Here is a 14767-nt window from a genome sequence, read left to right on the forward strand (position 1 = left end):
CGGCAAGGTCGATCATGTCAGGCGCGGTGCCGAGGATCGGGATACCGTTCTTTTCAAGAGCTTCGGCCAGCTTCAGCGGCGTCTGGCCACCGAACTGCACGATAACGCCAACCAGCTCACCCTTTTCCTGTTCGGCGCGCATGATTTCGATCACGTCTTCCGCAGTCAGCGGCTCGAAATACAGGCGGTCGGAGGTGTCGTAGTCGGTCGACACGGTTTCCGGGTTGCAGTTGATCATGATGGCTTCAAAGCCTGCATCCTTCAGTGCGAAGGCAGCATGGCAGCAGCAATAGTCGAACTCGATGCCCTGGCCGATACGGTTAGGACCGCCGCCGAGGATAACGACCTTCTTGCGGTCGGACACTTCTGCTTCCGAGCGCAGCGCACCAACGAATGGCGCTTCGTAGGTCGAGTACATGTAGGCGGTTGGCGATGCGAATTCGGCAGCGCAGGTGTCGATGCGCTTGAAGACCGGGCGTACGTCGAGGCTGTTGCGCAACTCGGCAACTTCCTTTGGGCGCTTGTTGGTCAGGCTGGCAAGACGGGCGTCGGAGAAGCCCATCGCCTTGATCGCGTGCAGGTTTTCAGCATCGGTCGGCAGACCATGCTCTCGGATACGCGCTTCCATGTCGACGATCGCCTTGAACTGGGCGATGAACCATGGGTCGATCTTGCTGTTTTCGTGCACTTCCTCTTCGGACATGCCCATACGCAGAGCCTGAGCAACCATGCGCAGACGATCCGGTGTTGGTGTGCCGATAGCGGCGCGAATGGCGTTCTTGGAGCCTTCGCCTTCTTCGTAGCCTGGGATTTCGATTTCATCGAGACCGGTCAGGCCGGTTTCCATGCCGCGCAGTGCCTTCTGCAGCGATTCTGCAAAGGTACGGCCAATTGCCATGACTTCACCAACCGACTTCATGGCCGTGGTCAGGATTGGCGAAGCGCCTGGGAACTTTTCAAAGGCAAAACGTGGGATCTTGGTGACGACGTAGTCGATCGATGGTTCGAACGAGGCAGGCGTCGCGCCGCCGGTAATGTCGTTGTCCAGTTCGTCCAGCGTGTAACCGATGGCGAGCTTTGCTGCGACCTTGGCAATCGGGAAGCCGGTGGCCTTGGAGGCAAGCGCGGATGAGCGCGATACGCGCGGGTTCATTTCGATGACGACGAGACGGCCGTCCTTAGGGTTGACGGCGAACTGAACGTTCGAGCCGCCCGTTTCCACGCCGATTTCACGCAATACCGCGATCGATGCATTGCGCATCATCTGGTATTCCTTGTCCGTCAGCGTCAGAGCAGGGGCAACGGTGATACTATCGCCGGTGTGAACGCCCATCGGGTCGATGTTTTCGATCGAGCAGATGATGATGCAGTTGTCCGCCTTGTCGCGAACCACTTCCATTTCATATTCTTTCCAGCCGAGTACGGATTCTTCGATCAGCACTTCGGTGGTTGGCGATGCGTCGAGACCGCCGCCGATGATTTCGAAGAATTCCGAGCGGTTGTAGGCAATACCGCCGCCGGTGCCACCCATGGTGAAGGATGGACGAATGATGGCGGGCAGGCCAACAACATCAATTGCCTGTGCGGCAATGGCCATAGCGTGGCTGATGTAGCGCTGCTTGCGATCTGTTTCGCCAAGGTTCCACTGGTTTTCGAGATTGTCGAGTGCCTTGTCCAGATCAGAACCGGAAAGTTTGGCCTTCAGTTCTGCGCGGGCAGCTTCATGTGTCTTGCGGTCGGCGTCCTTGATCTCGGTGGCGTTGGCCAGCATCGAGCGAGGAGTTTCAAGACCGATCTTTGCCATGGCTTCGCGGAAGAGGGCGCGGTCCTCAGCCTTGTCGATTGCCTCAGGCTTTGCGCCGATCATTTCGACATTGTAGCGGTCCAGAACACCCATGCGCTTCAACGAGAGGGCGGTGTTGAGAGCCGTTTGACCACCCATGGTCGGCAAAAGCGCGTCCGGACGTTCCTTTGCGATAATCTTGGCCACCACTTCAGGAGTGATTGGCTCTACGTAGGTGGCATCAGCAAGGCCCGGATCCGTCATGATCGTTGCCGGATTGGAGTTGACGAGGATGACGCGGTAACCTTCCTCCTTCAGCGCCTTACACGCTTGTGTGCCGGAATAGTCAAACTCGCAAGCCTGACCGATAACAATCGGTCCCGCGCCGATAATTAGGATGGACTTGATATCTTGGCGCTTCGGCATGGCTCTCGTTCCGCTTCTCGTGTTGCGCAAAAAACGGCCATGGTGAAGGTTCACCGGCCGGGGCGCGCAATTCCAATGTTTTCAGGCTAGAAGCGGCTTATAGGCAAATGTTTTAACGAACGGAACCCCGAAAGTTCAAAATCGACAGGAAATATGCAACCAAACGCCATGTCCGATGTTTCTTGGAGCGGCTTGATTTCCATGATCTCAATTCGCTGATACAACAGATGGCATATAATAGCGTATTTTCTGTCGGGAGATAAACGACCATGGAGTGGAAAGGGCGCCGCCAGTCTGACAACGTCGAAGACAGACGTAATATGTCGGCAGGCCGGGGCGGTTTGGGCAATAATCCGTTCGGCCGTACCGGTTTTCGAATTCCTTCAGGCGGCAGACGCACCGGTGGTGGCATCGGTATTGGCGGTTTGCTGGTCATCCTGCTTGTCAGCTGGTTCCTGGGCATCAACCCGCTTACCCTGCTGTCGGGCGGTGAGGGTATGATGGGTGATAGCTCAACGCAGCAGACGGGCACACGCCCGCAAGGCAACTCCACCGACGATACCACGGCCTTTGTGCGCGTGGTGTTGGCTGAAACCGAAAATACTTGGAGCGGCATTTTCAAGTCTGCGGGTCAGACCTATCAGGAACCGACCCTGGTGCTGTTTTCCGGTCAGGTATCTTCGGCCTGCGGTTACGCATCGGCAGCAACCGGTCCGTTCTATTGCCCGGGAGATCGCAAGGTCTACCTGGACACCACTTTCTTCCGTGAGCTTGATCAGCGTTTTGGCGCAGCCGGCGATTTTGCGCAGGCCTATGTGATTGCCCATGAGGTTGGCCATCACGTGCAGAACCTCACAGGTGTTCTGCCGGAGTTCAACCGTCGCCGCCAGTCGATGAGCCAGGTGGATGCCAACCGCATGTCGGTTCGGGTTGAGCTGCAAGCGGATTGCTATGCCGGTATCTGGGCGAAGTTTACGGAGCAGGAAGGCATTCTCGATACGGGCGACCTAGAAGAAGCGCTCAATGCTGCGCATCAGATCGGTGACGATACGTTGCAAAAGCAGTCGCAGGGTTATGTTGTGCCTGACAGTTTCAACCACGGCACGTCGCAACAGCGCATGACATGGTTCAAACGTGGTTACGACACTGGTCGCGTTTCGGATTGTGATACATTCAGCACCAATATCTGACGATCATTGATACATGCCGTCGCGCAAATTGATGCCGTATTCCAGATAGGCTTTCAGGGCACACAACATTTGTGACCAACCCTGACAATTGCCATAGGATGCTTTCAACCCGGCTGGCGTTTCGCGCCAGCCGTTTTCGTTGATGCTGACAAGTGTCCTGTCGTCACCAATAGCTTCAAAGCTGATTGTTACTGTGGTGTTGTAACTGCCCGTCTCATCGGCGCCTTCTTCATTGGCCTGCCATTGCAGAATGATTTGGCTGTCCTGTTCGGCCTTGACGACCTCAACCGGGAACGCGCCGGGAAAATCATGAAAATCCCAGGAGACGGTGGTCCCGGTTTCAAGCCTGCCCGTGGCGCCACCCGTTGTGAAGTAACCCGACAATATCGCTGGATCGGCAACCGCTTCGAACACCTCATGGAGCGGTTTTGATATTCTGGCGGACACTGTAAATGTCAGTTCCATTTCATCCTCCCTTAAGACGCACATTTCGCAACAAACTCGTGAGGTGTCACTTGAGTTGCACAGGGGGTATCGACGGGATGATCGGGTAAAATGGCTGAACCGGCACATCCGGTTCAGTTTGACTGGCGAGATATATAATTAAGCGGCAAGCAGCAGGGCTGACAAATACATGCCAAGCGCAAAAACGGTATGCGCAACTAGGTTCAAGACGCGGACCTTGGTCGGGTTTGGTGTTTTCGAGGCCGCCCATCCGATGCCAAGGCCCGGCTGAAGCAGAAACCAGCCGGCACCAACGGTCACGATGCCAACGATCCAGGGCTGAATGAATTGTGGCTCAGCAAACCATAGCGGGGTTACAACCAGCGCCAGAATGATGCCGTAGAGAACGCCGATGGCGTAATGCATGAACCAGCCAAGTGCCACTTCGTTTTCGTAGGGTTCGGCATTGGCAATGCTGTCATGGAACACCTTGCCCTTGGGCAGGTGCCAGAACCAGCGACCGGGTGGTCCCCAGTTCGGGGCAGGCTGCTTGAAGACGAAATGGAGAATATAGGCCCAGATATCCATGAGGATGGTTCCGCCTATGCCCATGACCACGCCACGCCAAATAATCTCCGACATTCCCGCTCTCCCGACTCTCTTTGTCGTTTGGCAAGGTGTCGGCTTTTTTAGGGTTCGGCAAGTGCAGTTTGGGGGCTTTGCAGCCCTCCGGCATGATCTCTGAGGCGAGGCAGGGAGAGGGCTTTATAAGAAAGACGTGGCCGCCGGAGCGGCCACGTTTTGTCTGATCAGGCCGCGCGGCTGTAAGACTTGTGTTGTGTCTGCTGCATGCCCAGTCTGAACTGCGCCAGCAGCTCATTAAGCGATGCTGCTTCCGAGGCGAGGCCGTGACTGGCCGCCGTCTGTTCTTCCACCATGGCGGCATTTTGCTGCGTGCCCTGGTCGATGGTGTTGATGGCGGTGTTGATTTCCGACAGGCCGGTCGATTGTTCGCGGGTGGCAATGACAATCGCATTGATGTGGCGGTTGATTTCCTGCACCTGCGTAACGATGGCTTCCAGCGCCTTGCCGGCATTATCAACCAGCGTCACGCCTTCCTGGACCTGGGCGGTCGAGGTGCTGATCAGTGCCTTGATTTCCTTGGCAGCTGTTGCGGAACGCTGCGCGAGTTCACGCACTTCCTGTGCAACCACGGCAAAACCCTTACCGGCTTCACCGGCACGGGCAGCCTCAACACCTGCATTCAGCGCCAGCAGGTTGGTCTGGAAGGCAATCTCATCGATCACGCCGATGATCTTGGAAATCTCGGTTGATGAATGTTCAATGCCTTCCATGGCGCGCACGGCGTCATTAACGACGTGGCCGGACTGTTCGGCATTGTTGCGGGTGCGGTCTACCAGCTTGCCAACTTCTTCGGCGCGCTGGGCTGCGTCCTTGACGGTGGTGGTGATTTCCTCAAGGGCTGCCGCGGTTTGTTCAACAGAAGCTGCCTGCTGTTCGGTGCGACGGGCAAGGTCATCGGCCGAGTGGCGGATTTCCGTTGCCCCGGCATCGATGGCGCGGGCGTTCTGGCCAACATTGGTCAGAGCATCGTTGAGCTTGGTGATGGAGTTGTTGAAGTCTTCACGCAGGCGGTCAACACGCGCCACGAATGGTGTCGAAATGCGGTATTGCAGATCGCCATTCGAGAGATGTTCCAGGCCCTTTGCCAGCGCATCAACCGCAAACTGAATGTCGGCGCTGTCCTTGGCCGATGTTCTTTCGCGCTGGTCACGCTCCTGCTCTGACAGTGAGCGAGATTCAGAGGCTTCTGTTTCCAGGCGCTGTCTTTCCAGCGCGTTGGTACGGAATACGGCAACGGCTGCGGCCATCGAGCCGATCTGGTCGGTGCGATCCTGACCGGGGATGGTGATGGACAGGTGGCCGGAGGCCAGGTCCTGCATGGCAGCTGTCATCTGCGTTACTGGCTTGATCACCAGTTTGCCAAGCAGGAAGGCGAGGAAACCGATCATGCCGATAACTGCCAAGGTGGTGGCAATGATCGCTGCAACACGGAACTGCGAGATGGAGGCATAGGCAACGCCGCTATCAACGACAAAACCGACATACCATTCGACCGACGGCAGGCCTGTGACCGGAATGAAGCTGGTGAGCTTGGTCTGGCCATCGATTGCCGTTTCGGTGATCGCAGAGGCAATGCTTGGCGTTGCTGTCGGGAACAGGTCGGTTAGCGTCTTGTTGACGAAGTTTGCATCCGGGTGAATGAGGATCTTGCCGTCCTTGCTGACCAGAAAGGCGTAACCTTCAGTGCCAACTTCAACCGACTTGATCATCGTTACCAGCGAGTTCAGCGAAAAGTCGCTGCCGGTGACGCCTGCAAGCTGGCCATTGGTGATGACGGGCGAGGCAGCAGTGATGATCAGCCCACCGGTCGAGGCATCGGAATAGGGCTCGGTCAGCACGGTTTTCTGCGCCTTGACGGCGTCCTGGTACCATGGGCGGGTGCGTGGGTCATAACCCTCTGGCAGCGGCAGTTGCGGCCATGTGGTGAACACGCCGGTCGCGCTGTCACCAAAATAGGTCGACATGAACTGGCCGGTCAGCACATCATTTTGCAGCACATTCAGCTTGGCAGCTTCGTCAGGTGCTTTGGCCATGGCTTTGGTGACGACGTCGGTCAGCATCACACGGCCGTTCAGCCAGTTGGCAATGCTTTGTGCGGCCTGTTTGCCGGCGGCATCAATGTTGCGTGCAACGGAGGTTGTCGTGGCTTCCCGTTGCAGCGCGTCGATGTAGATCGAGAAACCGGCAAAAGCCGTCACGACGACGAGCGACGCAGCGATAATAATGCGCGTCATAAGACTTGATTTAATAGACAAGCGCAGCTTCCCTTATAGGTATTCGCGACTTTTGGTCGGATGAACGGACCGAATTCGGAGGGGGAGACAATCATGCCGGGTAACGGCGTTGTATACACGCATCATGCGGGCCAGTTATATGTGGCTGTTTTAGCTTTTGCGTTATTTCAAAACTGTAAATGTAGTTTGACTGTAGCGTGAAATTATTTGCGAACACTCAAAACTGCTTGTTGTTTTGATTTTTGCCAGTTTTTTGTGCATTTGCATTGCTTGGTTGCATCGCCCAAGCGAATATTTTATGCATTCAGACATGCGCCGTTTCCCGTCTCCGTGGAAGCGGCTTTTGTTTTGAGAAGGTGCCGCATGTCCTCGTCCATTGTTTCAGGCAGTGTTCAAACCGGTGCGCAGTCCTGGTCTTCACATCTGAAAGCCACGCTTGCACTGGGTGTTCCGTTGATTGGAGCGCAACTCGCGCAGTTGGGTATTCACACAACTGACATGGTGATCGTGGGCCAGCTGGGGGCTGAAAAGCTGGCTGCGATGGTGCTGGCCGGGCAGTTCTTCTTTGTATTGTTCATTTTTGGTTCCGGCTTTTCAATTGCCGTTGTGCCACTGGTGGCGCAGGCCTTTGGCCGCGGTGATGTGCGCTCGACGCGCCGTTCGCTGCGCATGGGCATGTGGGTTGCCATCGTCTATTGGGCGCTGGTGCTGCCGTTCTTCCTCAATGCAGAGCGGATTTTGCTCGGCTTTGGCCAGAATGCCGAAGTGGCCAAGCTGGCGGGTGATTATCTCGGTATCACCATGTACGGCATGCTGCCTGGTCTGTTGTTTTACGTGATGCGCGGTCTGGTCAGCGCTGTGGGCAAGGCAAGCATCGTTCTCTACATCACCATTCTGACGCTTGTGGTGAATGGTGTGCTGGCCTATGGCCTGGTGCTTGGGCATTTCGGTTTTCCCGCACTTGGCATGAATGGTGCGGCCATCGTTGCCGTTATCGTGCAGACACTGAGCTTTGTGTGTTTGTCGGCCTTCATCCAGTCCAGAGAAGAAATGCGCCAGTATGAAATCTTCGTGCGTTTCTGGCGTCCGGACTGGCAGGCGCTGCGCGAAGTGTTGCGCCTTGGTTTGCCAATCAGCATCACCATTCTGGCAGAGGTTTCGCTGTTCAGCGCTGCGTCCATCCTGATGGGGCAGATCGGAACAACCGAACTTGCCGCCCATGGTATCGCGCTTCAATTGGCTTCGATTGCTTTCATGATCCCGCTTGGACTGTCGCAGGCAGCAACGGTGCGGGTTGGTGTTGCTTACGGGCAGGGCGATTTTCCCAATCTGGTACGGGCCGCCATTATGGTCAGCGCACTTGCCTGCGCCATTGCCGTTGCCGGTGGGGTTCTTTTTGCGGCTGCTCCGCAATATCTCAGTCGCTGGTTCCTCAATGAACATCTGCCCAATGTGCCAGCGGTTCTCGACTATGCGGCGAAGCTGGTGATCATTGCCGGCATTTTTCAGTTGATGGACGGATTGCAGGCAATTGCCAGCGGCCTGCTTCGTGGCCTCAAGGATGCGCGTGTACCAATGATCATGGCACTGATTTCCTATTGGCCGGTCGGCTTCCTGCTGGCCTGGGTTCTCGGGTTCCCGCTGGGGCTTGGCGGCGAGGGTGTGTGGTACGGCATTCTTGTTGGCCTGACCGTTGCCTCGATTACCTTGTCATGGCGGTTTGTGGCGCTGGTACAGCGGCAGAAACACACTGCAATCGCCTGAGTGATCTCATCAATGCGCAAAAGAAAAGGCCCGCGAAATGCGGGCCTTTTGTATTTCTGACTTTTCAGAGTCGTATCAACGCTCTGCCAGAGCGGCTTCACCCTTTTTCTCGCGAACGAGATTAACGAAGCGGCGGAACAGATAGTGGCTGTCCTGCGGGCCAGGGGATGCCTCCGGGTGGTGCTGTACCGAGAAGACTGGCTTGCCGACAACGCGCAGACCGCAGTTGGTGCCGTCGAACAGGGAAATGTGAGTCTCCTCAACACCTTCCGGCAGCGACTTCGTGTCGACTGCAAAGCCGTGGTTCATGGACACGATTTCCACCTTGCCGGTGGTGAAGTCCTTGACCGGGTGGTTGGCGCCGTGGTGGCCCTGATGCATCTTTTCAGTCTTTGCACCGAGTGCAAGGCCAAGCATCTGGTGGCCGAGGCAGATGCCGAACAGCGGCAGGTCGCTCTTGATCAGGTCCTGAATGACCGGAACGGCATATTCGCCAGTTGCAGCCGGGTCGCCAGGGCCGTTGGACAGGAACACGCCATCGGGCTTCAGAGCCAAGATGTCTTCCGCCGATGTCTTGGCAGGAACGACAGTGACCTTGCAGTCAAGGCCGGCAAACAGGCGCAGGATGTTGCGCTTGACGCCGAAGTCAACGCAGACGACGTGGTACTTGGCATCAGCTTCGCCGAGCGTACCGTAACCTTCGTTCCACACCCAAGGTGTTTCGGTCCAGACGGAAGACTGACCGGATGTGGCTTCAATGGCGAGATCGAGACCAACCAGGCCGCTCCATGCCTTTGCTTCTGCCTTCAGCGCGTCGATGTCGAAAACGCCGTTCGGATCGTGGGCGATGACGGCATTTGGTGCACCGTTTTCACGGATCCAGGCGGTCAGTGCGCGGGTATCAATGCCGCAGAGACCGATGATGCCACGGGCCTTCAGCCATGCATCGAGATGCTTGGCGGCGCGGTAGTTGGACGGGTCGGTGATGTCAGCCTTGAAGATAACGCCGACTGCGCCGCGGCGGGCCGCAGGTGTCAGGTCTTCAATGTCTTCATCATTGGTGCCAATGTTGCCGATATGCGGGAAAGTGAAGGTAACGATCTGGCCGAGATAGGACGGGTCGGTGAGGATTTCCTCGTAACCGGTGAGCGCCGTGTTGAAGCAGACTTCGGCCTGAACCTTGCCGGTTGCACCAATGCCGGTGCCTTCAATGACCGTGCCGTCGGCGAGAACGAGCATGGCGGTTGGTTTGCGGGTGGTCCATGGAGTTGTTGCGGTCATCTCGTTCCGTTTCCGCCCTCGTGCGACCGCACACCTCTTGAAAGGTGACGGATCAAGGGCCATCTCTGGTCGCAGGCAAGGGCGCGCGAAAGCTTCGCGCCAGTACCCTTGATTAAAATCTCGTGCAGGTGCCGGAAAATAGACAAAGCGACGCTGGCGGTCAACCGTAGCCTTGTGGATTACGTGGAATTAAACACCATGAAATTCAAGGGGTTGTGTATTTGATTTGCCCGGTGATGTTCGCTCGTCTATGAGAACGGCAAAAATAACAAGGAAAAGCGGCTTGGCGAGACAGGCAAAACAGCGCTTTTCGAAGGAGAATTGAGACCATGATGCGCGATATTTTCGCAAATGAGCTGAAAGAATCGCTGAAGGCTCGGGATGCTCGCCGCACAGGCACCATCCGTTTGATCCAGACGGCGATCAAGGACCGTGATATCGCCAACCGCGGTGTGGGCAAGGACCCAGTTTCGGATGACGAGATCATGCAGATTCTCACCAAGATGATCAAGCAGCGCGATGAGTCCGCCACGATCTACGAAGGGGCGGGCCGTCAGGAGCTTGCCACGCAGGAGCGTGAAGAAATTGTGATAATCAAGGGCTTCATGCCAGAGCAGCTTCCGGAAGAAAAGGTGCGTGAGCTTTGCCAGTCCGTCATCAGCGAAACCGGTGCTTCCGGCCTGCGTGACATGGGCAAGTGCATGAATATGCTCAAGGAAAAATATCCGGGTAAGATCGACTTTTCCAAGGCATCCGGCATGGTCAAGGATTTGCTGAAGTAATTCAGGCTGTCTCATTGTTGTGGAAGGCAGGGTATGTGCCCTGCCTTTTTTATTTATTGCTGTGTGCGAACAACGTTTCAAGGAAATCTGCCTTCATATTTCCTTGGTCTTTAAGGAATTTGCCCTGTGAATAACGGGCATTAATTTCTGCCGTTGTTGGAATAATTCCTTTGTCGCGCTTATATGGAAGGCTTGCCGAGGTTCAGATGCGCTTTTCGAACTCCTTTCTCGATGAAATACGCGACCGCGTTAACATCTCTGATGTTATCGGGCGGCGTGTGACGTGGGATCGGAAGAAGAGCAATCCGTCGCGTGGCGATTATTGGGCCTGCTGCCCGTTCCATGGCGAAAAAAGCCCAAGCTTTCACTGCGAGGACCGCAAGGGTCGTTATCACTGCTTTGGTTGCGGTGTGTCCGGTGACCATTTCCGGTTTTTGACTGATCTTGATGGCCTCAATTTCCCTGAAGCTGTGCAGCAGATTGCCGATATGGCTGGCGTTGCCATGCCGCAGCCAGATGTTCAGGCCGAACGGCGTGAACGGGAACGGGCATCGCTGCAAGACGTCATGGAAATGGCGACGGTTTTTTTTCAGGACCAGTTGCAGACGGCAGCCGGTGCCAAGGCACGAGCCTATCTACGTGACCGTGGCCTGACGGGCCGCACCATCGAGACATTTCGTTTGGGCTTTGCGCCGGAAGGGCGCAGCACGCTCAAGGAATATCTGGCCTCAAAAGGCGTGGGCAAAGACCAGATGGAAGCCTGCGGCCTCGTTGTGTATGAAAATGTGCCGGTGTCCTATGACCGTTTCCGTGATCGCATCATGTTTCCGATCCTGTCATCGCGGGAAAAGGTCATTGCCTTTGGCGGTCGCGCCATGTCGCCCGATGCGCTGGCCAAATATCTGAACTCCAATGAAACCGAGCTGTTTCACAAGGGCAATGTTCTCTATAATTTTGCCCGCGCCAGACGTGCCAGCCAGGTGCCGGGGCAAAATTCCGGCGGGACGGTGATTGCCGTTGAAGGCTATATGGATGTGATCGCGCTCTATCAGGCCGGCATTGAAAATGCCGTTGCACCGCTCGGCACGGCGCTGACTGAAAACCAGCTTGAGCTGCTTTGGAAAATGTCGCCGCAGCCTGTTTTGTGTTTTGATGGCGATGGCGCCGGTATCCGTGCTGCCAACCGTGCTGCCGATCTGGCGCTGCCGCACATCAAGCCGGGCCGTTCGGTCAGTTTTGCACTGCTGCCGGATGGCAAGGACCCGGATGATCTGGTGCGTCACGAGGGGCGGGCACCTTTCGACCGGGTGATGGCGGAAGCCAAGCCGCTTGCTGCCATGATCTGGAGCCGTGAAACGGCATCGATGAGTTTCGATACGCCGGAAAAACGCGCCGAACTTGAAAACCGCCTCAAGCAGATTGTCACTGTCATTGCCGATGAAAGCGTGCGCCGCCACTACCAGCAGGATATGCGCGACCGTCTGAACGGGTTTTTCCAGCCGCAGTTCCAGCGGGGTGCACCGCAAGGTGGGCAGATGCGCCGCAACGGTACGCCAGGGCGTGGTGCTGCCGGTGGTCGTGGGGCCGGTGCGGCGGGGCGTGGCGGTGCTGTATCGTCCAGCTTCTCCGATCGTCTGGTGCAGTCCGGGCTGGTCAAGGGTTATCAGGCAACACCTGCGCTGCGCGAAAGCGTTCTTGCCATTACCATCGTCAATCATCCGGTGTTGCTGCTGGAGGAATATGACGAGATTGCCGCCATCGATTATGAAAACCGTGATCTGCAGCGTCTGTGGTCGCAGGTTTTGACCTATGCTGCTGAAAGTGCCGAGAGACTGTCACGCGAAGGCATGATGGAACGGCTGGAGGGACAGGGGTTCGGTGCACTGCTCAAGGCGATGGAACAGCAGGTTCGCAATGCCCGTTTGTGGACTGCAACCGTGGATGCCGCACCCGAAGATGCACGGGAAGGTTATAATCAGGCTCTTGCCCTGCACAAACGCACCAAGGCGCTGCGTTGGCAGAAAATAGAACAGCAACGCGAGATTGCTGAGGCGACAGAGGCTGGTGATGGCGAGCGGATCATGCAATTGATACGTGCACTGAACGAAGTGCAGCTGGAAATAACCCGCATGGAGGCGCAAGAAGCCATTATTGATGGTTTCGGTGTGATGTCCGGTCGGGTAAAGGGGCCAGCGTTCAGTCGAAGCTGAGGACGAAGATGGCCTGATGTTTTTCTGCAGGGCTTGTTTTGGCCGCTCTGCTTCCTAAATAGTGGATAAGTGGGTGACTGCCCGTAAAATGCCTTGTTATTATCGGCTTTTTTGACTTTTCGTGGTCTGTTGCGCCGGAAAGGCTTGACTGGATGAAAAATAGCGGGAATCACCAATTCAGGTAAATAAGGTGGAATGGCCCTTGGTGGATCAGAACGGCATTGGCGAGCACTTCTGCATGCGAACGCATTGTTTGACGCTGGCGGCCGTCGTGGTTAATCGGCAATTAAATATCATTCCGTTAGGTGTGTGACAGTGATTCGCTTCACGCCTGATGCCTGTGAGGGCAACTGGGCTGGAGCGGACAGCATGTTAGCGTCAGGGAAAGCGACGAGATAGATGGCAACCAAAGTCAAAGAAAACGAAGAAGCAGAAAACGAACGCGACGGTGCGACGGACGGTCCGCTTCTCGATCTTTCCGATGACGCGGTCAAAAAAATGATCAAGGCCGCCAAAAAGCGCGGCTATGTCACCATGGATGAGCTGAACTCGGTTTTGCCTTCCGAGGAAGTGACGTCGGAGCAGATCGAAGACACGATGGCAATGTTGTCCGACATGGGCATCAATGTTGTCGAGGATGAGGACGCGGAAGAAGCCAACAGCAATGATGAAGACGGCGATACCGAATCGGAGGAATCCGAAGGCGGCGAGCTGAGCACATCAAGCGGTACGGCACTTGCGACGGCGAAGAAAAAAGAACCGACAGATCGTACTGACGATCCGGTGCGCATGTATCTGCGCGAAATGGGTTCGGTCGAGCTTCTGTCGCGCGAAGGCGAAATTGCCATTGCCAAGCGCATCGAGGCTGGCCGCGAGACAATGATTTCCGGCCTCTGTGAGAGCCCGTTGACGTTCCAGGCGCTGATTATCTGGCGCGACGAACTCAACGAAGGCACAACACTGCTGCGCGAAATCATCGACCTCGAAACGACCTATTCCGGTCCTGAGGCGAAGGCTGCTCCGCAGTTCCAGAGCCCTGAAAAGATCGAGGCTGACCGCAAGGCTGCCGAAGAAAAAGAAAAGACCCGCCGTGCACGCGTCAGTGATGACGATGTGACCAATGTCGGCGGTGAAGGCCTGCCACTCGAAGAAGAGGAAGAGGACGATGACGAATCGAACCTTTCTCTCGCAGCGATGGAAGCTGAACTGCGTCCGCAGGTCATGGAAACGCTCGACACCATTGCTGACACCTACAAGAAGCTGCGCAAGCTTCAGGATCAGCAGGTTGAGGCACGTCTGGCCTGTACGGGTACCCTGTCCAGCGGGCAGGAGCGTCGCTACAAGGAACTGAAGGATCAGCTGATCACGGCCGTTAAGTCGCTGTCGCTGAACCAGAACCGCGTCGACAGCCTTGTCGAGCAGCTCTACGACATTTCCAAGCGTCTGATGCAGAACGAAGGTCGTCTGCTGCGTCTGGCCGAATCCTACGGCGTGAAGCGTGACAGCTTCCTCGAGCAGTATCACGGTGCCGAACTTGATCCGAACTGGATGAAGTCGATTGCCAATCTTGTTGCCAAGGGCTGGAAGGACTTCGCCCGCGAAGAGAACCAGACCATCCGTGATATCCGTCTGGAAATCCAGAATCTGGCCACCGAAACCGGCATTTCCATTGCCGAGTTCCGCCGCATCGTGTCGATGGTACAGAAAGGCGAGCGCGAAGCGCGTATCGCCAAGAAGGAAATGGTTGAGGCCAACCTGCGTCTCGTTATTTCCATTGCCAAGAAATACACCAACCGTGGTCTGCAGTTCCTTGATCTTATTCAGGAAGGCAACATCGGTCTGATGAAGGCGGTGGACAAGTTCGAATATCGCCGTGGTTACAAGTTCTCGACCTATGCGACATGGTGGATTCGTCAGGCGATTACCCGCTCGATTGCCGACCAGGCACGTACCATCCGTATTCCGGTGCACATGATCGAAACGATCAACAAGATCGTTCGTACCTCGC

Annotated in this window: 10 protein-coding genes; 5 read left to right on the plus strand and 5 right to left on the minus strand. The window is 56.1% G+C overall.

Going from position 1 to position 14767, the window contains the following annotated elements; genetic code table 11:
- The coding region (carB, locus tag RT613_RS22630) for a carbamoyl-phosphate synthase large subunit (RefSeq protein ID WP_313618623.1) at positions 1-2209 on the minus strand (2209 nt) is incomplete at its 3' end.
- Positions 2210-2478: 269 nt separating this feature from the next.
- Between carB and RT613_RS22635 the strand changes: the two genes are divergently transcribed.
- Positions 2479-3399, plus strand: a complete 921-nt coding sequence (locus RT613_RS22635; protein WP_313618624.1) for a neutral zinc metallopeptidase — start codon at positions 2479-2481, stop codon at positions 3397-3399.
- Positions 3400-3402: 3 nt separating this feature from the next.
- Here RT613_RS22635 and RT613_RS22640 read toward each other — a convergent pair whose 3' ends face one another.
- From RT613_RS22640 to RT613_RS22650, 3 genes are all read right to left on the minus strand, one after another.
- A complete protein-coding gene (locus RT613_RS22640) occupies positions 3403-3864 on the minus strand; it encodes an SRPBCC family protein (protein ID WP_313618625.1) in 462 nt (153 codons plus the stop codon).
- A gap of 138 nt (positions 3865-4002) precedes the next feature.
- Positions 4003-4485: a DUF2938 domain-containing protein gene (locus RT613_RS22645; RefSeq protein ID WP_313618626.1), complete on the minus strand. Its 483-nt coding sequence runs from the start codon at positions 4483-4485 to the stop codon at positions 4003-4005.
- Positions 4486-4652: 167 nt separating this feature from the next.
- Positions 4653-6743 carry a methyl-accepting chemotaxis protein gene (locus RT613_RS22650; protein ID WP_313618627.1) on the minus strand — a complete coding sequence of 697 codons (2091 nt, stop codon included), beginning with the start codon at positions 6741-6743 and terminating at the stop codon, positions 4653-4655.
- Between the two features lie 342 nt (positions 6744-7085).
- On the opposite strand from RT613_RS22650, the gene RT613_RS22655 reads away from it, so the two are divergent.
- Complete coding sequence (locus RT613_RS22655; protein ID WP_313618628.1) at positions 7086-8486, plus strand: MATE family efflux transporter; 1401 nt, start codon at positions 7086-7088, stop codon at positions 8484-8486.
- 75 nt (positions 8487-8561) lie between these two features.
- Here the strand turns inward: RT613_RS22655 and carA are convergent, their stop codons facing one another.
- Positions 8562-9767 (minus strand): glutamine-hydrolyzing carbamoyl-phosphate synthase small subunit, encoded by a 1206-nt coding sequence (gene carA / locus RT613_RS22660; RefSeq protein ID WP_313618629.1) that lies wholly within the window; start codon positions 9765-9767, stop codon positions 8562-8564.
- 332 nt (positions 9768-10099) lie between these two features.
- Here carA and RT613_RS22665 point away from each other — a divergent pair, with 332 nt between their 5' ends.
- From RT613_RS22665 to rpoD, 3 genes are all read left to right on the plus strand, one after another.
- Positions 10100-10549 (plus strand): GatB/YqeY domain-containing protein, encoded by a 450-nt coding sequence (locus RT613_RS22665; RefSeq protein WP_313618632.1) that lies wholly within the window; start codon positions 10100-10102, stop codon positions 10547-10549.
- Positions 10550-10755: 206 nt separating this feature from the next.
- Entirely contained in the window at positions 10756-12759 is a 2004-nt protein-coding gene (gene dnaG, locus RT613_RS22670; RefSeq protein WP_313618630.1) for a DNA primase, read from the plus strand.
- A 399-nt stretch (positions 12760-13158) separates the two neighbouring features.
- On the plus strand, positions 13159-14767 hold a 1609-nt coding region (gene rpoD, locus RT613_RS22675; protein ID WP_313618631.1), incomplete at its 3' end, for an RNA polymerase sigma factor RpoD.

Source organism: Agrobacterium sp. (genome assembly GCF_032092815.1).
Taxonomy (GTDB): Bacteria; Pseudomonadota; Alphaproteobacteria; order Rhizobiales; family Rhizobiaceae; genus Agrobacterium.

Coding starts and splice junctions, on each gene's coding strand:
- RT613_RS22655 (WP_313618628.1), top strand. CDS start 7,086: ATGTCCTCGTCCATTGTTTCAGGCAGTGTTCAAACCGGTGCGCAGTCC.
- RT613_RS22645 (WP_313618626.1), bottom strand. CDS start 4,485: ATGTCGGAGATTATTTGGCGTGGCGTGGTCATGGGCATAGGCGGAACC.
- carA (WP_313618629.1), bottom strand. CDS start 9,767: ATGACCGCAACAACTCCATGGACCACCCGCAAACCAACCGCCATGCTC.
- dnaG (WP_313618630.1), top strand. CDS start 10,756: ATGCGCTTTTCGAACTCCTTTCTCGATGAAATACGCGACCGCGTTAAC.
- RT613_RS22640 (WP_313618625.1), bottom strand. CDS start 3,864: ATGGAACTGACATTTACAGTGTCCGCCAGAATATCAAAACCGCTCCAT.
- RT613_RS22665 (WP_313618632.1), top strand. CDS start 10,100: ATGCGCGATATTTTCGCAAATGAGCTGAAAGAATCGCTGAAGGCTCGG.
- RT613_RS22635 (WP_313618624.1), top strand. CDS start 2,479: ATGGAGTGGAAAGGGCGCCGCCAGTCTGACAACGTCGAAGACAGACGT.